27 protein-coding genes are annotated in these 25,347 nt (G+C 41.6%); 20 read left to right on the plus strand and 7 right to left on the minus strand.

Annotation, left to right across the window (positions count from 1 at the left end; translation table 11 throughout):
* The first annotated feature begins 20 nt into the window (after positions 1 to 20).
* From OFO01_RS06265 to OFO01_RS06290, 6 genes are read left to right on the plus strand one after another with little or no spacing between them, the layout of a single operon-like run.
* Positions 21 to 1,043: an RluA family pseudouridine synthase gene (locus OFO01_RS06265; RefSeq protein WP_270859343.1), complete on the plus strand. Its 1,023-nt coding sequence runs from the start codon at positions 21 to 23 to the stop codon at positions 1,041 to 1,043.
* Positions 973 to 1,638: a hypothetical protein gene (locus tag OFO01_RS06270; protein WP_270859344.1), complete on the plus strand. Its 666-nt coding sequence runs from the start codon at positions 973 to 975 to the stop codon at positions 1,636 to 1,638. Before OFO01_RS06265 ends, OFO01_RS06270 begins: the two co-directional genes overlap by 71 nt.
* A gap of 1 nt (position 1,639) precedes the next feature.
* The gene (gene trmB / locus OFO01_RS06275) at positions 1,640 to 2,824 is read left to right on the plus strand and encodes a tRNA (guanosine(46)-N7)-methyltransferase TrmB (protein WP_270859345.1); all 1,185 of its coding nucleotides are present in this window, start codon (positions 1,640 to 1,642) and stop codon (positions 2,822 to 2,824) included.
* Positions 2,812 to 3,498: a cell division ATP-binding protein FtsE gene (locus OFO01_RS06280; RefSeq protein ID WP_270859346.1), complete on the plus strand. Its 687-nt coding sequence runs from the start codon at positions 2,812 to 2,814 to the stop codon at positions 3,496 to 3,498. Before trmB ends, OFO01_RS06280 begins: the two co-directional genes overlap by 13 nt.
* Positions 3,479 to 4,303, plus strand: coding sequence for a hypothetical protein (locus tag OFO01_RS06285; RefSeq protein ID WP_270859347.1), 825 nt, complete (start codon positions 3,479 to 3,481; stop codon positions 4,301 to 4,303). The genes OFO01_RS06280 and OFO01_RS06285 overlap by 20 nt, the downstream gene beginning before the upstream one ends.
* Positions 4,300 to 5,685 (plus strand): murein hydrolase activator EnvC family protein, encoded by a 1,386-nt coding sequence (locus OFO01_RS06290; protein ID WP_270861956.1) that lies wholly within the window; start codon positions 4,300 to 4,302, stop codon positions 5,683 to 5,685. Before OFO01_RS06285 ends, OFO01_RS06290 begins: the two co-directional genes overlap by 4 nt.
* Positions 5,686 to 5,769: 84 nt before the next feature.
* Here OFO01_RS06290 and OFO01_RS06295 read toward each other — a convergent pair whose 3' ends face one another.
* The 3 genes from OFO01_RS06295 to mraY form a co-directional block, all read right to left on the minus strand.
* A complete protein-coding gene (locus OFO01_RS06295; protein ID WP_270859349.1) occupies positions 5,770 to 6,603 on the minus strand; it encodes a hypothetical protein in 834 nt (277 codons plus the stop codon).
* A gap of 432 nt (positions 6,604 to 7,035) precedes the next feature.
* Positions 7,036 to 8,256, minus strand: a complete 1,221-nt coding sequence (gene murD / locus OFO01_RS06300; RefSeq protein WP_270859350.1) for a UDP-N-acetylmuramoyl-L-alanine--D-glutamate ligase — start codon at positions 8,254 to 8,256, stop codon at positions 7,036 to 7,038.
* Between the two features lie 9 nt (positions 8,257 to 8,265).
* On the minus strand, positions 8,266 to 9,327 hold the full coding sequence (gene mraY / locus OFO01_RS06305; RefSeq protein ID WP_270859351.1) for a phospho-N-acetylmuramoyl-pentapeptide-transferase: 1,062 nt from the start codon (positions 9,325 to 9,327) through the stop codon (positions 8,266 to 8,268).
* A 148-nt stretch (positions 9,328 to 9,475) separates the two neighbouring features.
* On the opposite strand from mraY, the gene gpmI reads away from it, so the two are divergent.
* From gpmI to OFO01_RS06320, 3 genes are all read left to right on the plus strand, one after another.
* The gene (gpmI, locus tag OFO01_RS06310; RefSeq protein WP_270859352.1) at positions 9,476 to 10,942 is read left to right on the plus strand and encodes a 2,3-bisphosphoglycerate-independent phosphoglycerate mutase; all 1,467 of its coding nucleotides are present in this window, start codon (positions 9,476 to 9,478) and stop codon (positions 10,940 to 10,942) included.
* A gap of 28 nt (positions 10,943 to 10,970) precedes the next feature.
* The gene (fabG, locus tag OFO01_RS06315; protein ID WP_270859353.1) at positions 10,971 to 11,714 is read left to right on the plus strand and encodes a 3-oxoacyl-ACP reductase FabG; all 744 of its coding nucleotides are present in this window, start codon (positions 10,971 to 10,973) and stop codon (positions 11,712 to 11,714) included.
* A gap of 127 nt (positions 11,715 to 11,841) precedes the next feature.
* Complete coding sequence (locus OFO01_RS06320; protein WP_270859354.1) at positions 11,842 to 12,456, plus strand: hypothetical protein; 615 nt, start codon at positions 11,842 to 11,844, stop codon at positions 12,454 to 12,456.
* Between the two features lie 471 nt (positions 12,457 to 12,927).
* On the opposite strand, the gene OFO01_RS06325 is transcribed toward OFO01_RS06320, so the two are convergent.
* Positions 12,928 to 13,908: a helix-turn-helix transcriptional regulator gene (locus OFO01_RS06325; RefSeq protein WP_270859355.1), complete on the minus strand. Its 981-nt coding sequence runs from the start codon at positions 13,906 to 13,908 to the stop codon at positions 12,928 to 12,930.
* Positions 13,909 to 14,025: 117 nt separating this feature from the next.
* Here OFO01_RS06325 and acpP point away from each other — a divergent pair, with 117 nt between their 5' ends.
* The 4 genes from acpP to rho all read left to right on the plus strand — a co-directional run bounded on the left by acpP (position 14,026) and on the right by rho (position 17,858).
* Entirely contained in the window at positions 14,026 to 14,259 is a 234-nt protein-coding gene (acpP, locus tag OFO01_RS06330) for an acyl carrier protein (protein ID WP_270859356.1), read from the plus strand.
* A 29-nt stretch (positions 14,260 to 14,288) separates the two neighbouring features.
* On the plus strand, positions 14,289 to 15,503 hold the full coding sequence (locus tag OFO01_RS06335) for a beta-ketoacyl-ACP synthase II (RefSeq protein WP_270859357.1): 1,215 nt from the start codon (positions 14,289 to 14,291) through the stop codon (positions 15,501 to 15,503).
* A complete protein-coding gene (gene accA / locus OFO01_RS06340; protein WP_270859358.1) occupies positions 15,503 to 16,438 on the plus strand; it encodes an acetyl-CoA carboxylase carboxyl transferase subunit alpha in 936 nt (311 codons plus the stop codon). The genes OFO01_RS06335 and accA overlap by 1 nt, the downstream gene beginning before the upstream one ends.
* Before the next feature lie 64 nt (positions 16,439 to 16,502).
* The gene (gene rho / locus OFO01_RS06345) at positions 16,503 to 17,858 is read left to right on the plus strand and encodes a transcription termination factor Rho (RefSeq protein WP_270859359.1); all 1,356 of its coding nucleotides are present in this window, start codon (positions 16,503 to 16,505) and stop codon (positions 17,856 to 17,858) included.
* Positions 17,859 to 17,914: 56 nt separating this feature from the next.
* On the opposite strand, the gene OFO01_RS06350 is transcribed toward rho, so the two are convergent.
* The 3 genes from OFO01_RS06350 to OFO01_RS06360 all read right to left on the minus strand — a co-directional run bounded on the left by OFO01_RS06350 (position 17,915) and on the right by OFO01_RS06360 (position 20,189).
* Positions 17,915 to 18,538 carry a hypothetical protein gene (locus OFO01_RS06350; RefSeq protein WP_270859360.1) on the minus strand — a complete coding sequence of 208 codons (624 nt, stop codon included), beginning with the start codon at positions 18,536 to 18,538 and terminating at the stop codon, positions 17,915 to 17,917.
* Between the two features lie 200 nt (positions 18,539 to 18,738).
* Positions 18,739 to 19,602, minus strand: coding sequence for a signal recognition particle-docking protein FtsY (gene ftsY / locus OFO01_RS06355; protein ID WP_270859361.1), 864 nt, complete (start codon positions 19,600 to 19,602; stop codon positions 18,739 to 18,741).
* Positions 19,602 to 20,189, minus strand: coding sequence for a TlpA family protein disulfide reductase (locus OFO01_RS06360; protein WP_270859362.1), 588 nt, complete (start codon positions 20,187 to 20,189; stop codon positions 19,602 to 19,604). The genes ftsY and OFO01_RS06360 overlap by 1 nt, the downstream gene beginning before the upstream one ends.
* 81 nt (positions 20,190 to 20,270) lie before the next feature.
* Here OFO01_RS06360 and OFO01_RS06365 point away from each other — a divergent pair, with 81 nt between their 5' ends.
* From OFO01_RS06365 to gap, 7 genes are all read left to right on the plus strand, one after another.
* Positions 20,271 to 20,888, plus strand: a complete 618-nt coding sequence (locus tag OFO01_RS06365) for a 5-formyltetrahydrofolate cyclo-ligase (protein ID WP_270859363.1) — start codon at positions 20,271 to 20,273, stop codon at positions 20,886 to 20,888.
* On the plus strand, positions 20,821 to 22,374 hold the full coding sequence (rny, locus tag OFO01_RS06370) for a ribonuclease Y (protein ID WP_270859364.1): 1,554 nt from the start codon (positions 20,821 to 20,823) through the stop codon (positions 22,372 to 22,374). The genes OFO01_RS06365 and rny overlap by 68 nt, the downstream gene beginning before the upstream one ends.
* Before the next feature lie 19 nt (positions 22,375 to 22,393).
* Complete coding sequence (locus OFO01_RS06375; protein WP_270859365.1) at positions 22,394 to 22,966, plus strand: lipid-binding SYLF domain-containing protein; 573 nt, start codon at positions 22,394 to 22,396, stop codon at positions 22,964 to 22,966.
* A gap of 32 nt (positions 22,967 to 22,998) precedes the next feature.
* Positions 22,999 to 23,562, plus strand: coding sequence for a DedA family protein (locus OFO01_RS06380; protein ID WP_333720325.1), 564 nt, complete (start codon positions 22,999 to 23,001; stop codon positions 23,560 to 23,562).
* Entirely contained in the window at positions 23,555 to 24,004 is a 450-nt protein-coding gene (locus tag OFO01_RS06385) for a ribonuclease domain-containing protein (protein ID WP_270859367.1), read from the plus strand. The genes OFO01_RS06380 and OFO01_RS06385 overlap by 8 nt, the downstream gene beginning before the upstream one ends.
* Complete coding sequence (locus OFO01_RS06390) at positions 24,004 to 24,261, plus strand: barstar family protein (protein ID WP_270859368.1); 258 nt, start codon at positions 24,004 to 24,006, stop codon at positions 24,259 to 24,261. The genes OFO01_RS06385 and OFO01_RS06390 overlap by 1 nt, the downstream gene beginning before the upstream one ends.
* A gap of 81 nt (positions 24,262 to 24,342) precedes the next feature.
* Positions 24,343 to 25,347 carry a type I glyceraldehyde-3-phosphate dehydrogenase gene (gene gap / locus OFO01_RS06395; RefSeq protein ID WP_270859369.1) on the plus strand — a complete coding sequence of 335 codons (1,005 nt, stop codon included), beginning with the start codon at positions 24,343 to 24,345 and terminating at the stop codon, positions 25,345 to 25,347.

A 25,347-nucleotide genomic window follows, 5' to 3' on the forward strand; every position in this document is an offset into this window, starting at 1 on the left:
TAACAAAAAAAGGTATAAATTTGGATAATTTTACAGCAGATTGCGTGGCGAGAATTGATGTTTTTTTAAGCGAAAATTTGGGAATTTCGCGCAATCAAATTTCGAATTTAATCAAATCAGGCAGTGTTTTTATAAACCAAAAAATCATAACCAAATCATCGCAAAAGCTAAATTTAGGCGATGAGGTGAGTGTCGTTTACCCTGCGCCTACTCATAGCGATGAGGCGAAATTTAGCTTTGAGGGCGAGATTGAAATTTTATACGAAGATGATGATTTGCTAGTGCTAAATAAGCCCGCTGGCGTGGTCGTTCATCCAGCCCCAAGCGTCAAAGAAGCCACGATTGTAGAGTGGCTACGCCAAAAAGGCTTTATGCTCTCCACGATAAATGGTCAAATCCGCGCAGGTATCGTTCATCGCCTAGATAAGGGCACTAGCGGAGCTTTGGTCGTGGCTAAAAACAACGCCACTCACCAAGCCCTAAGCGCGCAATTAAGCGACAAAAGCATGGGGCGAATTTACCTAGCCTTAACAGATTTACCCATAAAAGAGCCATGCGTGATAGACCGCCCGATTGATCGCAACCCAAACAACCGCCTAAAAAAGGCGATAATTCCAGGCGGACGCGAGGCAAAAAGCGCGTTTTATACGATTTTTAGCGATGATTGGGGGCAGGCGAAATTTAGCCAGAGTGGAGGCGACAAATTTGGCAAAATCAACCTAATCGCAGCCAAGCTTTTTACTGGGCGCACGCACCAAATCCGCGTGCATTTAAGCTCGATTAATCGCCATATTATCGGCGATTATTTATACGGATTTAAGAGCGAAAAAGATAAAATAGCAAGAATTTTACTTCACGCTTATGTGCTGTATTTCACGCACCCACGAAGTGGCGAGCGTATGCAGATTACGGCGCCTTTGCCGGTGGAGTTTGAGAATTTGATACAAAATCACGATAAAAAGGATGAAATTTATGAAAAAATTTTACCAAGTAGCATTTTGCGCGAGTTTAGCGATACTAGCGGCTGGTTGCTCCTCTCATAGTGTGCCGGGCGGAAATGACGCAAGCTTGCCGCGCGTCGAGGGGATTAAAAGTATCTCTGGCACGAACGAAATCGGCTTAGAGTGGCCAAATTACGGCTCATATCCTAACCTTTTAGGATTTGTGGTTTATCGCGCTGATATGGGCGGTGGCGAAGCGAAAAAAATCGCAACCCTAGCCGATCCATACACTACGCACTTTGCCGATACTCGCTTAGAGCCAAACACATCGTATAAATACACTGTGCGCGCTTATGGCATAAACGGCGTGGGCGAAAGCTCGCCTGCTGCGATCGTAAGCACGACAAAGACGATTGATTCTGTGCCGTTTGCGCAGGCTTACGCATTGCCAGATCGCGTGAAAATCATCTGGCGCCCGCACCCTGATTTGCGCGTGGCAAGCTACACTATCGAGCGCAGGGTAAAAGGCGCTGATTCGTGGAGTGGCGTCAAAGATATCGCGGGCAGACTTAGCGCAGAGTATATTGATTATGTAAATTACACCGCAGGATACGAATACCGCATAATCGCAAAATCGCAAACAGGCATGCTCTCACTTCCAAGCGCGCCAATCCAAGTAAGTCAAATGGCGGAATAAATTGCCAAATTTTATTGCAAAAAGCGTAGAACTACCACGCCTTCCATTTAGCAAGGAGGGCGTGGAGCTTTTGGAGTCCGCTAGCGATGAGAGTTGCACGCTCGTGCGCACAAGGTGCTTTGATAACGAATTTTTCGTTACTCTCAAATACACCAAAGACAAAGTCGTAGTCAAAGGCGAAAAAACCACCAAACCAGCTAAAATCGGTATTTTGCAACGCGCACTTGAAATTTACGAGAGAGAATTCGCAAGAGGTGTGATTTTTAGCGCATTTGCCTTTAAAAGCAAATCCCTAACCCAAAAAACTCCGCTCGTGCTAGATGAAGATGAAATGCTAAATTTACTCAAAACCACGAAATTTAGCCAAATTTTCGTCGAAATCGGCTTTGGTTCGGGCAGACATTTGCTATATCAGGCTCGCACAAATCCGCAAACGCTGGTAATTGGAATCGAAATTTACAAGCCTAGTATCGAGCAGGTCGCAAAACTAGCGATTAAAGAGGGTTTGGAAAATGTCGCTTTGATAAACACTGACGCGCGAATTTTACTTTCGCTAATGCCAGCAAATTTGCTCTCTCGCATATTTTTGCACTTTCCTGTTCCATGGGACGATGCCCCGCACCGCAGAGTCATTAGCGATGAGTTTGTCCATCAATGCGTGCGAACTCTCAAAAAAGGGGCGAAATTTGAGCTTCGCACAGATAGCGATATGTATTTTGAATATGCGCTGGATAAATTTGGCGTAGCGCAAAATGCAGGGCGTGGCGCGATAGAGCATTTTAAAAATAGAGATTTGAGCGTTAGCTCGAAATACGAGGATCGCTGGCGCAAAATGGATAAAAATATCTTTGATTTGATTTTTACAAATAGCGATGAAAACGGCGAGGAACCGGCGAAATTCGATATGAATTTTTCAAATTTTAACCCGCAAAAAATAGAGGCAAATTTCAAAAATTTAACTATCAAAGGCGAGGGATATTTTGTGCATTTTGAGAGAATTTACAAATTTGATGATAGCGATGAGGTTTTGATTTTGACCTCGTTTGGGGCGTTTGACTTCCCGCAACAATGCTTTATTCGCATCGGGGCAAAGACGGAGTATTTTTTAAAAACTCCACTAGCCACAAGCGAAAATTACAAAGCACACAAAAAAATAATGGAGATTTTTGAGTTATGGCAGGCATAGGAGCTGATAATAACATAATCACCGCCGAGGGGCTTACACTGGGATATGATAGCGGTGAGGTCATAAAAAATGCTAGTTTTGGCATTGGCGCAAGGGATTTTGTCGTAATCACCGGCAAAAGCGGAAGTGGCAAAAGCACGCTTTTAAAGTCATTTTACGGCGATATGGATATAAAAAGCGGCGAACTTAATGTTTGCCTGTGTGATTTAAACGGCATTAGTCGCAGTGATTTGCGCACACTGCGCCAAAGAATCGGCATAATTTTTCAAGATTACAGGCTGATTAATGAATGGACGATCGAGCGAAATATCATGCTGCCGCTGATGATTATGGGCTATAATGAGCAAGTCTGCCAAGATCAGGCAAAAAAACTGCTCCGCCATATCGAGCTTGGACACAAAATGGGCAAATACCCGCTAGAACTAAGCGGTGGCGAACAGCAACGCGTCGCCCTAGCGCGCGCTATGGCGCACAATCCGCGCTTGCTACTTTGCGACGAGCCTACTGGAAACTTGGACGATTATTCAAGCGATATTATTTGGAATTTATTGCGCTCGGCATGCGAGGCGTGGAACGCTTGCGTGGTTATCGTAACACACAAAATGCCTAGCACTTTGCGTTTTGCGCATAGACATTTCGAGATAAAGGACTCCCATGTCACTGAGATCGATTAAAACGCATTTTGGGGTTATTTTTTCGCTTGTGGCGCTTTTGTTTTCGGTGCAGTTTGGAATTTTTGTAAATAATTTAGCCAAAAGTTACGAAAAATCTATCCAAAACGAATACAACATCGTCCTTGTCTCAAAAAAGGCGCTAAGCCTAGAAGAGGTGCAGGATAAGGTCAGCGATATCAGCCAAATCATCGAAATTCCAGCTGATAATATCACAGATAGATTAAAGGGTAAAATTTCAGAAGCAGCCTTTGGCGAGCTTAGCAAAAATTTGCCTAAATTTTACAGCATTAAGCTCGAAAATTTCCCAGACAGCGCGCGTTTAGAGGACATAGAGAGCGCGCTAAAAAGCATGGGTTCGCTTAGCAGGGTTGAAATTTTCAAAAAAACCCACGATGATATTTTTAAAATTTTGCTTTTGATTAAAAGCTTGGTTTATGGATTTGCGCTTTTAATCGTGGTTTTAGGCCTCATGCTAATTCATCGCCAAATGCGAATTTGGGTCTATGAGCACAAAGAGCGGATTGAGATTATGGAGCTATTCGGCGCTAGTTTTATGATAAAAAGTGGCAGGCTATACCGCATGGCACTAGCAGATAGCGTGCTAGCTACGCTAATTGTGGTGGCGTTTTATCTAGCGCTTCCAAACTGGCCGATTTTCATGCAAACCGTGAGTCAAATCACAAATTTAAGTGAGACGATTGTTTTGCCGTATGAACCGCTCTTTTTGTTTGGTATCGCTGTGGGGCTGACATTTATCGCAGTTACATTTGTAATGCTAGAAGTAAGTGGTAAAAAATCACAATGAAGCGTTTGATGATACTGTGTGCGCTTGCGTTTTTCGCATACGGCGCACCGACTACGAAGGAAAAAATCGCCCAAAGCAACAAAGAGCTAAAAACCTCTAAACAAGAGGAGATGAGGCTGTCTAAAAAAATCGATGAAATCGCTGATTTAATCGTGCAAGAACAAAACGATTTTAAAAAGCGTGAAAACGAGATAAAAGAGCTTAGCCAAAATATCGAGGAGCTAAAAGAAAAATACGCAAACGAAGAGCAAGAGCTAGAAAATCTCAAAAAACAAAACGCAACCTTGCTTAGTGTGCAAAGCGAGCTAGAAAATAAAATCGTCCAAATCATCTCCCAAGAGCTCTCATTTGATCTCATCAGCGACACAAATTCCAGCGTTACGCCTGATTCTATCGTGGCTAGCGAGGTTTTAGGTGGATTAGAAAGTGTGATGAATAGCGAGCTAAATAAGCTAATGAAGGATTATGAAAATAATAAAAATTTCATCGACGAACAAAACAAAAAAATCGCTCAAATCAACGAAAATATGGAAAGTTACAGCCAAAAAAAGATAAATTTGAGCGAAAAGCAAAACGCACAAAAAGAAAAAGTAGCTAGCCTGCAAAAAAACAAAGATAGCTATATCGCCCAGCTCGAAAAGCTAAACGCCGAGCAAGACGCGATTGCCAAGACCTTGGCTGAGCTTAAAATCATTGATGATAAAGAAGAGCGCGAAAAGGCTGAGCGCGAGGAGAGGGAGCGCATAGCCAAACTAGAAGCGCAAAAGAAAAAAGAAAAAGAAGCCAAACAAAAAGAGCTTGAAGCCAAGAAAAAAGAGTATGAAAAACAAAAAGCCGCCGCCAAAAAAGCTGGCAAAGAAGCTCCGCCTGCGCCTAAATTTGAGCCAGAGCCTGAATCTGAGCCTAGCGAGCCAGCCGATGAGAGAGTTAGCAAAATCAACACTAAGGTCAAACAATACGGGTCTAGCTACCAATCCTCTCGCGTGAAAAAATATACTGGCGCGAAAACCTCTGCACCACTTGACGGGGCGTATGTGAAGCGTAAATTTGGCAATTACAGCGATCCTGTGTATAATATCAAGCTTTTTAACGAAAATATCGTGCTAGGCTCGAAAAGTGGCGACACGCAGGTAAAAGCGGTGCTAGCTGGCAAAGTCGTATTTGCCAAAGAAACAGCCGTGCTAGATAAGGTCGTCATCATCGAGCATGCGGGTGGAATCCACACGATTTATGCGCATTTAAATCAGATCCCAAACACTGTGCGCGTGGGCTCTTCGGTCAAAAAGGGCTACACAATCGGCAGAATTAGCTCGGATTTAACCTTTGAAGTAACGCAACAAAACTACCACATAAACCCGCTGGATTTGATTTCGCTCAAATAGATTTTCTTGCAATGTCTAAATTTGGCATTGCAAGAATTTTATAAAAAATCGAAGCTGTAACAAAAAATTAATTTTTATTAAAATTTAATAAATAACAGAATTTTGTTTTTTGTTTTTTGCAATACCACAACTATTTACTTTTATATATTTGTGTTCAAAGTATTCGTAAGAATTATTTGATTTTGCTCCATTTTTTAGGTAGTCTTCTAAATAGTATTGCAAATCTAAATTTATTCTTTTTTTTAAATCATCCATTTTAACACTTTCATACCCCTTTTTTATATTGCCGTTTGTTATCATATACTCAATATAATTTGGATAATCTGGGTAATAAAATTTATACATTTTTATTTCTACGGACGAATTTTCTTTATGAAAAATAAAAGCGTTTGAGCCATAAATAGAAATTGCACCTTTTCCGTCTTCTATATCAGTATTGTAATCGCCAACAGCTATTGCTGAATTAAGCGGAACATCACTTACAACCCAACGCCACTTTTCTCTTGAAAATGAAACAATACTTTCACTGATATTTTTTAAAGTATAATGCTTATTTAAAGCCTGTAAAATATTTAAATTCTCACTAATAATAACCTTTTTTGTTGCGTCTTTATATTTGTGTTCGATTATTTCTTGGGTTTTATTGGTATCATTTTCCACAATATATTTTAGTTTTTGCAAAATTTCTTGTGTTGTTGGATTTTCCCCGATTAAATAAAATTGTGGTTTAGCATCGGCGTTTTTTGTTTTTTGTAAAAACGAATCTTTAAGAAAATTTTGCACTATTTCTTCATCGCTTAAATTATAGCAGTATATATCGGCTATATTTACTTTTAAATTTAATAAATACAATAAGCATAAATGTATCAACAAAATCATAAATAAAACACTTGATAAAATTTTAACTTTCTTTTTCATTTTTATTTCCTTTTGTTTCCTTGCAAATTCAAATTCAGGTCGTATCTGATAATCATCAAATACGAAATTCTGTTTTTAAATTTGTGATTTTGCAAATTTCGTTGTCATTGCGAGAGTTTGAAAAACTCGAAGCAATCCAGAGAAATTCCGATAAATTTTAATCCACAAATGAATTTTGTTGAATTTTAAATTTTCTCTAAATTTTACTGGATTGCCACGCTCGTTGCACTCGCTCGCAATGACAGCAAATTTGCAAAATTTAAATTTTAAAGTCGTAGATTGCCACTAATTTTGCTAACGCAAAATTCTCGCAATGTCAAACCCGGCGTAAATTTTGCCTAATAATTTGTCATTGCGAGGAGCGAAGCGACGAAGCAATCTACGAGTAAGAAATTTAAAATTTCTAAATTTGCAAAAATTTCGGCGCAGTGTTTAAAGGGCTAAATTTGCCACATACTCTTTGAATAAATTTCCCCGTTGGGCGTAGCTTTTGAACTGATCTAGGCTAGCGCAGGCTGGGCTTAGAAGCGCGACTTCGCCCGCACCAGAGAAATTTTCATCTATTTTGGCGACTGCGTTTTTCAAAAATTCGCACCTAATGCACGGAATTTTAAATTTTTCGCATAAATTTACGAGTTTATCGGTGTTTGAGCCAATCGCATAAATTTGCAAATCATACGGCGCAAAGCTCACAAAGAGTGGCTCCAAATCCACGCCCTTATCATCGCCACCCAAAATCAGGTGTATTTTTTTGTCCTTGTAGCGTTTAAGGGCTTGCGCGCAAGCATCGATATTTGTGGCTTTTGTGTCATTTACCCACATGCGTTTTTTTACATCAAAAAATTCTTCTAGTTTGTTTGCCTCGATTACAAATTCGTTCAAAACCTCCACGCTAGCGCGATCTGTGAGGATTTTTTCGATACAAAGGGCTAAGATAGCGTCTAGCAAAAACGGCGTTTTAAATGAAATTTTTTCAATTTCGATTTCAAATTTGGCCGCCAAATCATTTTCGTCTTCGTAGCAAATCACCCTTGCGCGCGAGTTTTTCACAGCCTCGCTACTGGCATACGCAGCCGGTATTAATGCGACTGAACCCTCGCTCATAGCTAGAAGTGGAGAGAGTTTGACGCGCTCGTATTCAGCAAAACTGCCATGCCAGCTAAGATGATCTGGGGTGATTGGCAAAAGTGCGTAAATTCCGGGGTGCGCAGTGTGTGTGTAGTGAATCGTAAATGAGCTAGTCTCTAATATCCAAATTTTCGCACTTTTGTCTAAAAGCGCAAGTGGTGTGCCCACATTTCCGCCCATAAGCGAGCCATGGCGGGCTAGGAGGTGCTGTGTCATCTGCGTGGTTGTGGTTTTGCCATTTGTCCCGCTAATCCAAATTTTAAAAGGCGCAGTATTTGCGAAATAATCATACTCGCTGATTAAATTCCTAGCGGATTTTATTAGATTATGCTCTTTGGGAAATCCTGGGCTTGGGATTTCTAGCTCACTTTTTGCAGGGTCGAATTCGCACGGATTTAAAAGTGCATTGCCAAATTCGTCAAATTTACTCTCGCCTGCTTTGAAATTATCATCGTAAATGTCCCAACCACCGCTTTTTGCTAACGCTTTTGTAGTGGTGCCATATCCAAAGAGTGATTTTTTCATTTTTTTTCCTTATCTTAATTTTATCGAAGTTAGCGCGATTAAATTTGCCATTAGCGCGATTATCCAAAAGCGAATTATGATTTTGTTTTCGCTCCAACCTTTCAGCTCGAAATGGTGATGAATAGGCGCCATAAGGAAAATTCGCCTTTTAAAGATTTTAAAGCTTCCGACCTGCAAAATCACGCTTAGTGTCTCCATCACAAAGACAAATCCGATTATAATTAGCAAAAATTCATTTTTTGTCACAATCGCGCAGTATCCCAAAAACGCCCCCACGCTCAGGCTTCCGCTATCGCCCATGAAAACTTCGGCTGGGTAGCAGTTAAACCACAAAAACCCAAAAAGTGCGCCGATAAGGGCTGCGATGATGATACTTAGCTCGCCCACACCTGCGATTTTTGGCAAAAACAGGTATTGTGCATAAATCGCGTGTCCGCACAAATAGGCAAAAATACCAAGGCTAGCTAGCGAAAACACCGAGGGAATCGTGGCTAGCCCGTCAAGGCCGTCGGTTAAATTTACAGCGTTTGAGCTCGCGCTGAAAACTATCATCCAAAATACAATGGCGAAAAATTCTAAATTTATTATGTGGTTTTTCACGAAGGGCAAATACAGCTCGCCACCAAGCGGACTGAAAATATACAGCGTAAATGAAATCCCCAAAGCTAGGGCGTTTTGGAGCAAAAGTTTGGTTTGCGGGCTAAGTCCTGCGTGGTTGGAGGCGCCCAAAATTTTAGACAAATCGTCCTTAAATCCTATCGCGCAAAACCCAGCTAGCGTGATTAAGCCACAAGTTGTGAAAATGCTAAATTTCACGCACAAAGCACTCGCCACAATCGCTGAGAAAACAAAGACAAGTCCGCCCATTGTGGGGGTTTTGGACTTTTTTTGGTGCGTTTGCGGGGCTAGGTCATAGATAGGCTGGGAGGCGTTTTTGGCTCTTGCCCAAGATATGAATCGTGGCATTAGATACACGCTTAAAATAAAAGCTATGAAAAACGCGATTCCAGCGCGCGCTGTGGTGTATTGAAAGAAATTTATATTTGTGATTTGGTAGATATAATATAACAAAATTTGCCTTTTGAAATTTATTTTTAAAATCTGCAATTTTAATACTTTATTAGTAAAATTTAGCTTTTAAATTTCAAATTTTGTGATATTTGCTAAAAAAAAGTATAATGCGAAATTTCAATGTCCGCATTGAATTTAGGAGAAAAATATGAAACAAAAAACAATCCTTGTGATAACTGACGGCATTGGTTGCAACCAAAGTGCCGAATTTAACGCCTTTGCCGCAGCCAAAAAGCCGACTTACGATATGCTTTTCGCCTCTGTGCCAAACACGCTACTTCGCACATCTGGGCTTGCAGTGGGCTTGCCTGAGGGGCAAATGGGAAATTCTGAGGTCGGGCACATGACGATTGGAAGCGGTCGCGTGCTGTATCAAAATCTAGTCAAAATTGATAAAATGATTGAAAATGACACCCTAAAAACTGCGCCCGAAATCGTAAATTTGCTAAAAATTTGCCCTAGGGTCCATGTCATAGGGCTATACAGCGACGGTGGCGTGCATTCGCACATGCGCCATTTCGACGCGATTTGCCAGATAGCAAAAGACGCTGGCGCGCAGGTTTTTGCCCACGCTATCACTGACGGACGCGATGTAAGTCCCACAAGCGGGGCAGGGTTTTTGGAAGCTTTGGAAGCGAAATTTAGCGTAGGAAGCGTTTGCGGGCGGTTTTATGCTATGGATAGGGACAATCGCTGGGAAAGGGTGCAAAAGGCCTATGCTGCGCTAATGGGCGAGGGCGAGAAGCAAAAAATCTCCCCAAGCGAGTATGCTCGCAAAAGCTATGAGAAGGGCATTACGGACGAATTTATCGAGCCAGCGATTTTTGGAGAATTTGACGGGATTAAAGAAAATGACGGAATTATTTTTGTAAATTTCCGAAATGATAGGGCGCGTGAGATTTGCCAAGCTTTGAGTATGGAGGATTTCACGGGCTTTGAGCGTAAATTTTGCGTGCGAAATTTAATCACCATGACAGAATACGACGCGAAATTCCCATTTCCAATCATTGTCAAAAAGGACATTTTGCAAAATACTCTTGCCGAGGTCATCGCGGACGCAGGACTTAGACAACTCCACACCGCGGAGACCGAAAAATACGCCCATGTTACATTTTTTTTCAACGGCGGCAGCGAAGAGTGCGTAGAAAACGAAACCCGCATTTTAATCGACAGCCCAAAGGTCGCGACCTATGATTTATGCCCAGCTATGAGCGCGCATGCTGTGTGCGAGGCTGTGATAAAGGGCATTGAAGGGGGCGAGGATTTTATCGTGGTAAATTTCGCAAACGGCGATATGGTCGGCCACACGGGCAACTTCGACGCCGCGGTTAAGGCAGTCGAGGCGGTAGATGAGTGTCTAGGTAAAATTTACGCTAAGGCAAAGGAATTTGATTACGCTTATGTGCAAATTTCAGATCACGGCAACTGCGAGCAAATGCGAGGGGCACAGGGCGAGCTACTCACAAACCACACGACTTTTGATGTGTTTTGCTTCGTAAGCGCGCAGGGCGTGAGTGAGTTAAAGAGGGATTTTGGGCTTAGCAATGTCGCGCCAACTATCTTAAAGCTAATGGGGCTTGAAATTCCAGCGCAAATGGACGAGGCTTTGTTTTAAAATTTGAAATTCAAAGAAAGGATAAAAAATGAAATTTAGTGGAAAAAATGTCTTAATCACAGGCGCAAGTAGAGGAATCGGCGCAGATATCGCCAGAGTGCTAGCCAGCATGGGGCTTAAAGTGTGGATCAACTACCGCTCAAAGCCTGAGTTAGCTGACGCGCTTTTGGAAGAAATTCGAGCTGGTGGCGGCGAGGGCGCTGTGGTGAAATTTGACGCGACAAACGAGGCAGAATTTATCGAAGCGATAAATGCGATAATCGAGTGCGACGGCGAGCTAAGCTACCTCGTCAATAACGCAGGTATCACAAACGACAAACTAGCCCTTCGCATGAAGCTCGAAGATTTCACTCGCGTAATCGACGCAAATCTCACTTCGGCTTTCATCGGCTCACGCGAGGCGCTAAAAGTGATGAGCAAAAAACGCTTCGGCGCAGTCGTAAATATCGCTTCAATCGTCGGCGAAATGGGCAATGCAGGGCAGGTGAATTACAGCGCGAGCAAGGGCGGTATGATAGCGATGAGCAAGAGTTTTGCCAAAGAGGGTGCGAGTCGCGGAGTGCGCTTTAACTGCGTAACACCGGGCTTTATCGCTACTGATATGACAGACGCTCTAAGCGATGAGGTCAGAGCGAACTACGAGGCAAATATCCCGCTTAAACGCTTCGGAAGTGCGCAAGATGTGGCGCACGGCGTGGCGTTTTTGCTTAGCGATTATGCTAGCTATATCACAGGCGATGTGCTCAAAATCAACGGCGGACTTTATATGTAACCAAATTTTGCCGAATTTTCGGCAAAATTTTAAATTTTCTTCTTAAAATTCTACATTTTTATTTTTTGACACAATATGACAAAAAATCCATGTAAAATTGCTCCAAATCAAAAACAAGGAGCAAAAAATGGAAATTTCACTCACAAGAGCATTGGCCCAGATTAAGTTGATTGATAAAAAGTTGCAAGGCGGGGATTACAAATTAGCCAAAGTCGCGATAAACGGCGTTTTGGTAAATGCTAGTAACCAAACTCCGCAAGATTTCTTAAAATACGCCAATGGCGTGCTGGATAGCAGGGCGGATTTGCGCAAGAAAAAACGCGCGCTCAAAGGTGCAGTTGCCAAGGCAAATGTGCAAAACACCATTAAAATCGGCAAAGAAGAGCTATCTATCATCGAGGCTATCGAATACAAGGGCATTGTGAGCGCCTGGATCGATGAATTATCTATGATGATTGCTTACCTTGATGAGGCGGCGAAAATCAAGGAAAAAGAGGAAGCCAAAACCGAGGAAAAGGCGCAAAAAACGCTAGAATCTATCTATGGCACAGCCAAAAACACCTTGCCAAAAGATACTATCGAACAAACTCTAAAAAGCTTCCGCGATGCCTATAAAATCGAGATTATCTCGCCACTTACTTTGGAAAAAGCAATCGCGCAAAAAGACGAGCTAGTCACGCTTTTAAGCGAGATTGATTTGAGTCTGTCTGAAATCAACGCCAAAACGATGATTGAGATCTAACCTCGCGTAGGTTTGCGAAATAGGGCGAAATTTGAGATTTGATACCACCCTAGCGAGCATATCGAAAACGAGCGAAAAAGGAGACCAAGAAAGCGCCACTTGGCAAAAAACGGCGCGCTAACAAACTATAAAGATCTGCTAAATCTTTTAGAGACTGTGTATCTCATCTGGCTCATAACCAGAATCAGGCTTGTTACCTGAGTCGCTTAAAGTGCAAAATTTATAGTTTAAAATGCAAAAATTAAATTTCAAATTTAGTTTTCGCAAAGTTGAAATTTTATGACGCGTGCTAGTTTTGCGCGCCTTAAAGTTATTTAAAATCCTAGGTAAGGTTTTATAAGTTTTTTTCCTTGATCTTGCTTGTTTGGACTAGGCTGATATGCTCGCTAGGGCGGTAGTTTGGGGCAGAAATGAAACAGAATTTTGCCTATTTGCGTAGGGAATTTAGCCTGAATTTGCCATTAAATTTGGCTAGGAATTTGGTTTTTGTGGCGGGAGTTTTTCGTGCGTGTTTGCGTAAAATTCCCTAGCTATGCCCTTTACGATACCTTCTAGTTTGCGCGGGGCTAGGACTTTTATGCGCGGAAGCCACTGCTTGATGATGTTTAAAATTTCGGCGAAATTTGTCACGCTAAATTCGACATTTATGCTCCCGTCATCGTTTTCGCAAATGATTTCTTGAGTGGGGTAGAATTTTTTGAGCCTGAAATGCTTGGCGTGCTCTTGCGGGATTTGCAAAATTACTTTGATTAAATTTGCCCTGAAATTCGGCGAATAGCTCGCCCACGGCGAGTTTATAAAATGCAAAAAATCTAGGTAATTTTGGTCGCGCTTAAACTCTTTTCCGCTAAATTTGACCTCGCTCATCATCGCGATTCGAAAAATCACATGCGCGTGCTTGTGCGGGCGTTTTTGCAGGCCTGCGAGGTAGAAATTTTGCTCCATAAACATTATTTTATACGGCTGGATTGTAAAGTGCGAAATTTTGCCCGCGTTTGTGTATTTAAACGAAATTTCTTTTTTATAAGTGATCGCGCGCTCTAAAATTTTAAACACTTCCCGCCTAGCAAAAATTTCCTCGTAAGGCTTGTGTTTAAAGATATATGGGCTCTCATCTAGGTTTTTTAAAATTTTATCTTGCATGGATTTGCTTAAATTTTTCGAAATTTCTAGGCTTGATTTGTGAGAGAGTTTTATGATTTCTTTAAGCATAAAAAATTCACTTGAATTTAGCATATTTTCAAAAATCGCTTTTTGTGAGCTCTGGTAATTTCCGCCCCCTAAATGCACGAAAATATCGCCAAAAATTTCTTTGATGACCTCCAAATCTCGCCTTAGCGTGCGCTCGCCGACGCTGTATTTATCCGCTAAATTTGCCAGATTTAGCACACTGCCTTTTTGCAAATCATATATGATTTCGATCACGCGTTTGACCGAGCTATCTTTACTCAAAATTTAACTCCAAATTTTATAATGTCAGGGCGCGTATTATAGTAAAAATGTTTAAATTTCGATACTTTAAGCAAACTTATTATAATATAACGAGTTATTTTTTTAAAGGAGTTCCAAATGGCAGCATTTGAAGATGTAAGAGATGTAGTTGTGGAGCAACTTAGCGTTGCACCTGATCAAGTAAAACCAGAAGCAAAAATTATCGAAGATTTGGGCGCTGATTCATTAGATGTAGTTGAGCTAGTAATGGCTTTGGAAGAGAAATTTGGCATCGAAATTCCAGATAGCGAATCAGAGAAATTAGTAACAATCGGCGATGTAGTAAGCTATGTAGAAAGCTTAAATAAATAATTTAAATTTTAAATTTTAAGGAATTGATCTTGAAAAGAGTCGTAGTAACCGGAATTGGCATGATTACAGCCCTTGGCCTTGATAAAAAAAGTAGTTTCGAAAACATTTGCAGCGGAAAAACCGGAGTAGGCAAGATTACACTTTTTGATGCGAGCGAATTTCCAGTTAGCATAGCAGCCGAAGTTAAGGATTTCGATCCTAGCGTGGTTGTTGAAGACGGCAAAGAGATCAAGAAAATGGATAGATTTATTCAACTAGGACTAAAAGCTGCCGCAGAGGCTATGCAGGACGCCAAATTTAGCGAATTTGACGCTGATGAGTTTGGTATCAGTTCAGCCGCTGGAATCGGCGGTTTGCCGAATATTGAGATCAACTCAAATGTCTGTTTGCAGCGTGGTCCTAGGAGAATTTCTCCATTTTTTATCCCGTCTGCACTAGTAAATATGCTAGGCGGATTTATTTCTATTTATCACAATCTCAAAGGTCCAAATTTAGCCAGTGTTACAGCTTGTGCGGCATCTACTCACGCTATCATCGAGGCAGCGAAAACTATCCAAGTCGGTGAAGCGAAAAAAATGTTAGTCGTTGGCGCTGAGGCTGCGATTTGCCCTGTCGGTATCGGTGGATTTGCCGCTATGAAGGCACTTTCTACCAGAAATGACGATCCTGAGCATGCAAGCAGACCGTTTGACGGGGAGAGAAATGGCTTTGTTATGGGAGAGGGCGCGGCTGCGCTTGTTTTAGAGACTTACGAGGACGCAGTTGCAAGAGGGGCTAAAATTTATGGCGAGCTTATCGGATATGGTTCTAGCGGTGATGCGTATCATATCACTTCGCCTACGCTTGATGGTCCGCTTCGCGCTATGAAAAAGGCCTATAAAATGGCTGGCGAGCCAAAGGTTGATTATATCAATGCTCACGGCACATCTACTGCGGTAAATGACAGAAACGAAACAGCAGCTCTAAAAGAGCTATTTGGCGCAAATGTCCCAGCTGTAAGCTCGACAAAGGGTCAAATCGGACACTGTCTTGGTGCAGCTGGTGCGATCGAGGCAGCGGTTGCCCTACTAGCTATGGAAAGTGGAATTATCCCTCCTACAATCAATCAAATTTCAAAAGATCCAGAGTGTGATTTGGACTATGTCCCAAATACTGCGCGCAAAGCACAGATTGATTGCGTTATGAGCAACAATTTCGGCTTTGGTGGCACAAACGGATCTGTAATCTTCAAAAGAGTGAAATAATGGCAAGTTATCTTGATTTTGAAAAATCTATTAAACAAATAGATGATGATATCGCCAACGCAAAAATTCGTGGCGATGAGGACGCGGTTGAGATTTTAAACAAAAATTTAGAAAAAGAGGTCGCTAAAATTTACAAAAATCTTAGCGAATACCAACGCTTGCAACTAGCCCGCCACCCAGATCGTCCTTATGCGATTGATTATATCAGAGCGCTTTTAAAAGACGCTCACGAAATCCACGGCGATCGCGCGTATCGCGATGACGCGTCAATTGTGTGCTACCTAGGTATCATCGGCACACGCAAAATCGTCGTAATCGCAGAACAAAAGGGTCGTGGCACAAAAAATAAATTAAAGCGAAATTTCGGTATGCCTCACCCAGAAGGTTACCGCAAGGCTCTAAGAGTGGCGAAATTAGCCGAAAAATTTAATCTACCTATTTTATTTTTAATCGACACTCCGGGTGCATATCCTGGAATTGGCGCCGAAGAGCGCGGACAAAGCGAGGCAATCGCGCGAAATTTATACGAACTTAGCAATCTACGCACTCCAACAATCGCCGTAGTTATCGGCGAGGGCGGAAGCGGTGGCGCGCTAGCTATTGGCGTAGCTGATAAATTAGCAATGCTACAAAACTCAATCTTTTCAGTTATTTCGCCAGAGGGCTGTGCGGCGATTTTGTGGAACGATCCAGAAAAAAGCGAAGCAGCGACAAAAGCGTTAAAGATTACCGCTGAGGAGTTAAAAGAGCTTAATCTAATCGACGATGTCATTGAAGAGCCTAAAATGGGCGCTCACAGAGACAGAGACGCCACAGCGAAACTGCTAGGAAACTATGTTTTAGCCGAGCTTGACAAACTAGCAAATCTCTCAATTGATGAGATTATCACTCGCAGACAACAAAAAATTCTAAAATTTGGTGCGTTTAAGGAATAAAATTTTATAATTACAGCTACCTTTTACCGCCAAATTTTAAATCTTCAAATTTCAAAGAGGAACAATGGAAAACACTAAGGAAAATTCAACCCAACAAACCCAAACCGCCCCACAAGCACCAAATCACACGAAAAAAGTTCATGCTAAAACTCATGTCCCAGTAGAGGGATACCAAATCGAAGAGCTTCGCGCTATGGATTTAGAAAATCTTGTCGCAATCGCTGATGAGCTAGGTGTGGAAAATTCTCGCGAATTTCGCCGCCAAGAGCTAGTGTTTGAGATACTTCGCATGCAGACAAAACAGGGTGGATTTATTTTATTTACCGGAATTTTAGAGGTTACACCTGAGGGATACGGCTTTTTGCGAGGAATCGACTCAAATCTTAGCGACAGCGCAAATGACGCCTATGTCAGCCTAAGCCAAATTCGCAAATTTGCCCTTCGTGTGGGCGATATCGTCACAGGACAGGTCAGAGAACCAAAAGATCAAGAGAAATATTACGCGCTTTTAAAAATCGAAGCGATTAATTACAAATCAATCCAAGAAGCCAGAGAAAGACCGCTTTTTGACAACCTAACTCCGCTTTTTCCAACTGAAAAATTACAGCTCGAATACGATCCGATGAAGCTAACTGGTCGCGTGCTAGACCTTTTTACGCCGATTGGTAAGGGTCAGCGTGCGCTTATCACGGCTCCGCCTCGCACAGGTAAAACCGAACTTATGAAGGAGCTGGCAAACGGAATTACGAGAAATCACCCAGAGGTCGAGCTTTTGGTGCTTTTGGTAGATGAAAGACCAGAAGAGGTTACCGATATGGAGCGCAGTGTGCGTGGCGAGGTGTTTAGCTCGACTTTCGATCAGCCTGCGTTTAACCATGTGCGCGTGGCTGAACTCGTGATCGAAAAGGCAAAACGCGCTGTCGAAATTGGCAAAGATGTGGTGATTTTGCTCGATAGCATTACCCGCCTTGCACGCGCTTACAACACCGTAACCCCAGCTAGCGGTAAGGTGCTAAGCGGTGGTGTCGATGCCAACGCGCTTCACAAACCAAAACGCTTTTTTGGAGCGGCGCGAAATATCGAAAACGGCGGATCGCTTACTATCGTGGCGACTGCGCTAATCGAGACGGGATCCCGTATGGACGATGTGATTTTCGAGGAATTTAAAGGCACTGGAAACAGCGAGATTATCCTAGATAGAAATATCAGCGATCGCCGAATTTACCCAGCGATTAATATCACAAAATCAGGCACGAGAAAAGAAGAGTTGCTTCAAGGTGCGCAAAATTTACAGAAAATTTGGGCTATTCGCTCTGTGGTTTCTACGATGGACGATGTCGAGGCACTCAAATTTTTATATCCAAAAATCCTAAAAACCAAAAACAATGCAGAACTTTTATCTATTATGAACGAGCAGTAGAAATTTTGCTTTTGCTTCTATGCAAAAGCAAAATTTTTATTTTATCTTCTACAATTTTAATTTATTTCAAAAGTTTTTAGTTTTTTATGGAGTTCGGCATTATGTAGTTCTCTGCAAATGTCTTTATTTTCATTTATATTTTTTGTTTCTATAATGTATTTGCTGCCACTTTCCTTCAAAACCATCTGAGCGCAAAATTCTATTTGCCCCTTTGATTTCAAGCCTACACTATATTCTATTGGTTTGCCTACTTCAAGTTTTTGTTTTAATGCTTCATCTTTAAAATGTCTAACCGTGGTCATAGATTGTAAATCCCTAAATTCTCCACGCAAAGAAAAATCATCTCTTATCTGTTTTAGTGCAGTTTCAAACTCTTGTGAGTAAGCAAGTCCAATTGGTGTTGTTTTTACTTCTTGTCTAGTCATCCCAATGCTAAGCATACCTAGTAGCATTGGTGAAGTAGCAAAGGCGATAATGATTAATATCCAAGAAATAATCGCAACTAATTTTGAAGCAACTCCTTTAACCGCCTTAATCGTAGCAATAATAGCACAAATAAGAGCAAGTGGGACAAATAAAATTCCTAAAAAGAAAATTCCTAAAATAGCAAATACAATAGCCAAAATTCCAGCCGTATTGCCACTACCTTGATTGACAACTATGATTTTTTCATCTGCCATAAAAACTTCTTAGAAAAAATAAAGAGTGATTATAGCCCCCCCCGTTAAAATTTGCTGAATTTAAACTTAATACATAAATTTTACGCGTAGTACTTGGAATTTGGAAAATTATATTAAATTTTTATGGACGAGAAAGCTCGCCCATAAATTTTATTTCGCATTTTTTGCTTTATAAATTTGCAAATTTAAAGTGAAATTTCTTATTCAAAAAATCCATCGACTAGGGTATCGACAAACTCATCTGGGTTAAATTTGATCAAATCGTCCATACTCTCGCCCACGCCGACATACAAAATCGGGATTTCTAGCTCGCGCGCAATCCCAAAAAGCGCGCCACCTTTTGGCGTGCCGTCGAGTTTGGTGATGATAATGCCATCAAGCTTGGTGATTTCATTAAAAGCTTTGGCTTGGATTACGCTGTTGTTTCCCTGCGTCGCGTCAAGCACGATGATTTTGCGATGTGGCGCGCCCTTGCAGGCTCTGGCTGAGATACGAACGATTTTTTCTAGCTCGTTTGCTAGGTTTTTTTGGTTTTGAAGTCTGCCGGCTGTATCGATTAGCACGCGATCTAGCCCCTTGGCGACGGCTGAGCTAATGGTGTCAAATGCCACAGCCGCAGGGTCGTGGCCTTGCGCGGTAGCGATGATAGGGACATTTATGATTTGCGACCAGCGTTTTATCTGCTCGACTGCGCCCGCTCTAAATGTATCGCACGCGCCCAAAATCACGCTATTTCCAGCTTTTTTGTATAAATTTGCCAGCTTTGCGACAGAGGTTGTCTTGCCTGCGCCATTTACGCCAAGGATTAGCTCGACATAAGGCTTAGCAGGGGTGAAATTTTCGTGTTCATACATAAAATATGTCTTCATAACACGCTTCAAATCGCCCTTTTCGACGAATTCGTTAGGCGGGAGATAAAATATAATTTCCTCGATGATTTCATAATCCACATCGGCTTCTAAAAGCATTTCTTCAAGCACTTCTTTTGAAATTTTGCTTTTGCCACGGGCCTCCTTCATAGCCTCGATCGTCTTGCTAAGACCTTTTTTAAAAAAATTAAACATTATAAAATTTTCTCCATTTCGAGTGTTAAAATTTCTTCGGGAATTAAGCCGAAATATTGAGCGCTAAACTTGCCTTTTTTGTCATAAACCACCAAATACGGGATTTCTGAAATGCCTCCAAGCGTGCCTGTGAAAAAATCATTTGCCTCGCCGTAGGCTATTTTAAATTTGGCTTTTACCTTTTTTTCATACTCTTTTAGCTCGTCTAATGAAATCTCATCAGCTATCAAAACAGCCACTACATCGAGCTTATCGCCGTATTTTTCCACGAGCGTATTAAGCGCGCTTGCTTGGATTGTGCAAGCATCACACCACGAAGCAAAAAAGGCAAAAAGCGTGGTTTTGCCGCCATTTTCTATGCTAAAACCATTTTTGTTTTTTTGCATATTTAAAATTTGATTATTTGTAAATGTGAGCGAAAACGGCGCAGTGTAATTGGTGCCAATAGTGCTTTCTGCGGGGATATTTTCATTTTCGGCGCTTTGGGTTATCTCTGGCTCGCTATTTGCGCTTTGCTCGTCCTTTTTCTCGCACCCAGTAAGGACGAAAAAACCCATAAGCAGAGCTAGTAAAATTTTAAATTTCATTTGTTGCCTTGTAAATTTTGATGTGGAATTATACTTAAACTTGCTAAAATAGCCGTTAAAATTTAATACAAAGTTAAAATCGTGGAAAAAAATGAATTTAGGAAAATTTGCAAATCTAGGCTTAAATTTCGTGCCAAAATTTCAGCAAAATGCACTTCGTATATCATTTCTAGGCGCATTGCGAATTTAATCCGCGCTCTTGGTGCGCGCAAAATTTTAATTTTTTTGCCACTAAAATACGAGCCCGAAATTTTGTTTTTGAAAAATTTAATGGGTAAAAAATGCGAATTTTATCTTCCGCGTATAACGGATATTAATTTAAAAATGGTAAAATTTCGACTTCCTTTTGTCAAATCGCATTTTGGGTTGCGTGAAACACTGCCCCAAAACGGCTATTTTGGCAAGGTGGATCTAGCGGTTATTCCAGTGGTTGGAGTAGATGGAAGGCTCGCTAGAATAGGACATGGTAAAGGATATTATGATATGTTTTTTTCAGGTCTAAAACACAAACCTACCGTGGTTTTTGTGAGCTTAGAGGATTGTTTCACAAATGAAATTTTATCTTTGAGCCACGATGTGGTAGGTGATTTTTACATTACTCCGAGCAAAAATTACTTTAAAAGAGGAAAATATGATAGAGATCTTAATCGCCTTGTGCGCTCTTGCGGTGGGCGCTGGCATAGGGTATGGGGTAGCTAGAAAAATCAATAACGCAAACTACGATGTATTGATTGAACAAGCAAAAGCAAAGGCAAAAGCCATAGAATTCGAAGCCGAGGGCGTGCTTAGGGATTCTAAAATTTCAGTCCAAGAGGCTGAATTAGAGGCTAAAAAGAAATACGAGGAAAAGTCAAATCATCTCCAAAAAGATTACAACCAAAAATTCAACGAACTGAACAAAAAAGAACAGGCTCTTTTAACCGAACAAGAGGTGCTTAAAAACAGCAAAGCAGATGTAGAAAATGCGAGAAATGAAGCTAAATTTCTCTACGATGAGGGTGTAAATTTAAAGAAAAATTACGAGGAAAAACTAGCCGAATCACTGAAAGTTTTAGAGCGCGTGGCTGGATTTACGCAAAGTGAGGCAAGAGATGAAATTTTGCGCAAGGTCGAGGAACAATCACGCATAGATATCGCTCATATCGTGCGCAAACACGAGGAAGAGGCGAAAAAAGAGGCTAGAAAAAAGGCAAATTATATCATCGCTCAGGCGACTTCGCGTTTTGCTGGCGAGTTTGCAGCTGAACGCCTAATAAATGTCGTAAATATCAAAAACGATGAGCTAAAAGGCCGAATTATCGGCAAAGAGGGTCGCAATATCAAAAGCTTGGAAATGACGCTGGGCGTAGATGTCATCATCGATGATACGCCAAATGCGATTATCGTTAGCTCGCACAATCTTTACCGCAGGGCTATCGCTGTGCGCGTAATCGAGCTTTTGATTGAAGATGGCAGAATTCAGCCAGCTAGAATCGAGGATATTTATAAAAGAGTTTGCGATGAGTTCGAATCGAGCATTTTAGAAGAGGGCGAAAATATCGTTATGGATCTAGGCATTGGCAAACTGCACCCAGAAATTTTAAAACTTATCGGAAAGTTAAAATTTCGTGCGAGCTATGGTCAAAACGCCCTTGCGCACTCGCTTGAAGTGGCGCATTTAGCAGGAATTATCGCAGCTGAGACAGGTGGCGATCCAAAACTAGCCAAAAGAGCCGGACTTTTGCACGATATCGGCAAGGCTCTTACACACGAATACGAGGGCTCGCATGTGGATTTGGGCGCAGAGGTTTGTCGCAGATATAAAGAGCACCCAGTCGTGATTAATGCGATTTTCGCTCACCACGGACACGAGGAGGCTACAAGCGTAGAAAGTGCCGCTGTGTGCGCAGCTGACGCGTTAAGTGCGGCTAGACCTGGGGCAAGGCGCGAAGTATTGGAGAGCTTCCTAAAAAGAGTTAATGATATAGAGACAATCGCACTTGGCAAAAACGGCGTAAAACAAGCTTATGCAATCAATGCTGGACGCGAAATTCGCGTCATTGCCAATGCAAAATTAATCAACGATGATGAGGCTGTGCTAATCGCAAAAGAGATCGCCGAGGAAATCCAAGACAAGGTGCAATTCCCGGGCGAAATCAAGGTCAATGTCATACGCGAACTGCGCGCAGTCGAAATCGCTAAATAAATTTAACTAAGGATAAAAAATGAGAAAAATCATACTTTCACTTATGCTTTTTGTGGGCGCACTTTTTGGAGAGGACGAGCTTTTGATAAATAGCGCGGGCGCGTATTCGTCTGTGATGAAAAGCAACTCTGCGTATAAATACCTAGCTAATGAGGCCGAGGCTGTGCTGATTTTCCCAAGTGTGAAAAAGCTAGGCTTTATCATAGGCGGAATGTATGGCGAGGGCGTCATCGTCTATAAGGGCGGTCAGGTAAGCGCTGTGGATATTTCAAACGCTAGTATTGGGCTTCAAATAGGCTATGAGGATAATTATTTGGTAATTTTCGTGATGAGTGAAGCAATGATAAATAAAATGCGCAAATCTCAAATCACCCTCTCAGGCGACGCGACAGCCGTGGTTGGCAATTACAGCGCAGATTCTGGCAGACTTGATATGATAAATAAAGATATGTATGTTTTCACTAGCAAGGGTGGATTTTTCGCCGGTGTTAGCCTAGGTGGCTCTGTCATAGAGACCAAAAATAGCGTGGCTTTCGATACTTCCACACAAGAATACAGGCTTTTAATGCAGGTTTTAGGGCGAAATTTTTAGGCTAGATTAAGCGGGTAAATTTCATGGATTCTATGTTTGAAAACCTCCATACTTGGGGATATTTACTACTTTTTTTATACACTTTGGGCGGTGGATTTATCGCCTTGGTGGCTGCTGGAATTTTAAGCTTTACAGGCGAACTTAATATTTGGGTTTGCATAGCCGTAGCCTGCGTGTCGAATTTCTTGGGCGATACGGGGCTGTTTTGGGTCAGTCGCTACAACAAAAAAGATATCATGCCATACCTAAAAAAACAGCGCCGAAATTTGGCTTTGTCGCAAATTTTATTCAAACGATACGGCGATAGAATAATTTTAATCCAAAAATTCATCTATGGGCTAAAAACCTTAGTTCCAATCGCCATTGGTATCACAAAATACTCGTTTTTGAAATTTAGCATTTTAAATGCGGTTAGTTCGCTTGTATGGGCGCTTATCATCGGACTTTTGAGCTTTTATGCTGGGGATTTCGTCCAAGAAATCTACTCTCATATCAAAGAAAAACCTTATATCGCGCCACTAATCCTTGCTTTGGTTGTAGCAGCGATAATTTGCTATTTTAAATTTGCAACCAAAAAAAGAATCAAAAGTGAGTAAAAAATTTCTAAATTTTGCCCTGATTTTCGGGGTTTTAGCACTAGCTTTATTTTTATTTTATGGTAAAAATTCTATTTCGCAAAGCGCGCAAGATAATGGCGCACAAGCGCCAGTAAGCGAGCTTTGCATTAGCAAAGAGTGCGTGAGCGAGCATATCAAAGCGCACGGAAAACTGCCTTCAAATTTCATCACTAAAAAGCAGGCAAACGCTCTTGGTTGGAGCGGTGGCGATCTGCACGCATACGCGAAGGATAAATCGATCGGTGGCGATAGATTTGGAAATTATGAGCGCGCGCTTCCCGCTAAAAAGGGCAGAATTTACACAGAGGCTGATATTGATTACAGGGGTGGTGCTAGGGGTAAAAAACGGCTAGTATTTTCAAACGACGGCTTGATTTTTTACACAAAAGACCATTACAAGAGCTTTGAGAGGGTGCAATAATGAAAATAATCACAATCGACGCAGCCAAAGTAAAAAGCAAAGTCGGGCTTTATAAATTTATTGCCAAACGCCTAAAATTCGAGCCTGATTACATTACAAATCTAGACGCACTTTATGACGCGCTAACCGAGAGAAACGACGCTGAATTTATCATAGAAAATGGCCAAATTTTAAAAGATAAATTTGGCGAATTTTATGAAATTTTGCTAAGTGTTTTCGAAGATAGTGGCGTGAAATTTAGCGTCAAAAACAGCTAAATTTTAATCCATTTTACCGTTAATTAACCCAAATTTTTGTAATATTATAAGATTTTTAAAATTTCATTTTAAGGAAAAATTATGGCAACAAAAATTGCAATTAACGGCTTTGGACGCATCGGCAGATGTGCAGCCAGAATCGCGCTAAATCGCGATGATGTAGAGCTAGTGGCTATCAACGATACCGCTAAACGCGACCTTACTAGATACTTGCTTCAATACGACACAGTTCATGGGGAATTTAATAAAAAAGTTGAAATCATAAACGACGATTACATCGCAGTCGATGGCAAAAAAATCAGAGTTTATAGCACCAGAGACGCTAGCGAGCTCGATTTCGCGGGGCTTGGCGCAGAAGTTGTGCTAGAATGCACGGGAGCATTTTTAACCACAGAAAAATGCAAACCATTTTTGGATAACGGCATTAAACTTGTCGTTATGAGCGCCCCTGCTAAGGACGATACTCCGACTTATGTAATCGGCGTAAATCATGAAAGCTACGCAGGTGAGAGCGTGATTTCAAACGCTAGTTGCACCACAAACGGACTTGGTCCTGTGGCTAAAATTTTAGACGATGAGCTAGGTATCGAAAAGGGCTTGATGACCACAATCCACGCTTATACAAACGGCCAAAGCCTAGTCGATGTCAAAAGCCGTGATTTCCGCAGAAGCCGTGCGGCAGCATGCAATATCATACCGACTACGACAGGCGCAGCCAAGGCAATCAGCCTGATTTTGCCTCATCTTAAAGGCAAAATGCACGGACAAGCTGTGCGCGTGCCAGTAGCAAATGTCTCAATGGTAGATTTAACCGTATCGACCAAAAAAGAGACCACAGCTGACGAGCTAAATGAAATTTTTAGAAAATACGCTAATGGCGCAATGAAGGGAATTTTAGTCGTCGATGATGACAAACGCGTATCAAGCGATTTTTGCACTTCGACATTTTCGACAGCCGTGGCGAGCGATTGCACGCAGGTGATTGGCGGAAATTTAATCAAAGTGCTAAGCTGGTATGACAACGAGTGGGGTTATAGCAACAGATTGGTTGATTTAGCTGTTTTCGCAGCGTCAAAAAGGGGTTAA

Origin of the sequence: Campylobacter sp. JMF_01 NE2, assembly GCF_027737365.1 — a bacterium.
Classification (GTDB): Bacteria; Campylobacterota; Campylobacteria; order Campylobacterales; family Campylobacteraceae; genus Campylobacter_B.

Coding starts and splice junctions, on each gene's coding strand:
- accA (WP_270859358.1), top strand. CDS start 15,503: ATGGCAAGTTATCTTGATTTTGAAAAATCTATTAAACAAATAGATGAT.
- OFO01_RS06380 (WP_333720325.1), top strand. CDS start 22,999: ATGTTTGAAAACCTCCATACTTGGGGATATTTACTACTTTTTTTATAC.
- OFO01_RS06295 (WP_270859349.1), bottom strand. CDS start 6,603: ATGAAAAAGAAAGTTAAAATTTTATCAAGTGTTTTATTTATGATTTTG.
- fabG (WP_270859353.1), top strand. CDS start 10,971: ATGAAATTTAGTGGAAAAAATGTCTTAATCACAGGCGCAAGTAGAGGA.
- gpmI (WP_270859352.1), top strand. CDS start 9,476: ATGAAACAAAAAACAATCCTTGTGATAACTGACGGCATTGGTTGCAAC.
- ftsY (WP_270859361.1), bottom strand. CDS start 19,602: ATGTTTAATTTTTTTAAAAAAGGTCTTAGCAAGACGATCGAGGCTATG.
- OFO01_RS06280 (WP_270859346.1), top strand. CDS start 2,812: ATGGCAGGCATAGGAGCTGATAATAACATAATCACCGCCGAGGGGCTT.
- OFO01_RS06375 (WP_270859365.1), top strand. CDS start 22,394: ATGAGAAAAATCATACTTTCACTTATGCTTTTTGTGGGCGCACTTTTT.
- OFO01_RS06285 (WP_270859347.1), top strand. CDS start 3,479: ATGTCACTGAGATCGATTAAAACGCATTTTGGGGTTATTTTTTCGCTT.
- acpP (WP_270859356.1), top strand. CDS start 14,026: ATGGCAGCATTTGAAGATGTAAGAGATGTAGTTGTGGAGCAACTTAGC.
- OFO01_RS06360 (WP_270859362.1), bottom strand. CDS start 20,189: ATGAAATTTAAAATTTTACTAGCTCTGCTTATGGGTTTTTTCGTCCTT.
- rny (WP_270859364.1), top strand. CDS start 20,821: ATGATAGAGATCTTAATCGCCTTGTGCGCTCTTGCGGTGGGCGCTGGC.
- OFO01_RS06270 (WP_270859344.1), top strand. CDS start 973: ATGAAAAAATTTTACCAAGTAGCATTTTGCGCGAGTTTAGCGATACTA.
- OFO01_RS06350 (WP_270859360.1), bottom strand. CDS start 18,538: ATGGCAGATGAAAAAATCATAGTTGTCAATCAAGGTAGTGGCAATACG.
- OFO01_RS06390 (WP_270859368.1), top strand. CDS start 24,004: ATGAAAATAATCACAATCGACGCAGCCAAAGTAAAAAGCAAAGTCGGG.
- OFO01_RS06290 (WP_270861956.1), top strand. CDS start 4,300: ATGAAGCGTTTGATGATACTGTGTGCGCTTGCGTTTTTCGCATACGGC.
- gap (WP_270859369.1), top strand. CDS start 24,343: ATGGCAACAAAAATTGCAATTAACGGCTTTGGACGCATCGGCAGATGT.
- rho (WP_270859359.1), top strand. CDS start 16,503: ATGGAAAACACTAAGGAAAATTCAACCCAACAAACCCAAACCGCCCCA.
- OFO01_RS06320 (WP_270859354.1), top strand. CDS start 11,842: ATGGAAATTTCACTCACAAGAGCATTGGCCCAGATTAAGTTGATTGAT.
- murD (WP_270859350.1), bottom strand. CDS start 8,256: ATGAAAAAATCACTCTTTGGATATGGCACCACTACAAAAGCGTTAGCA.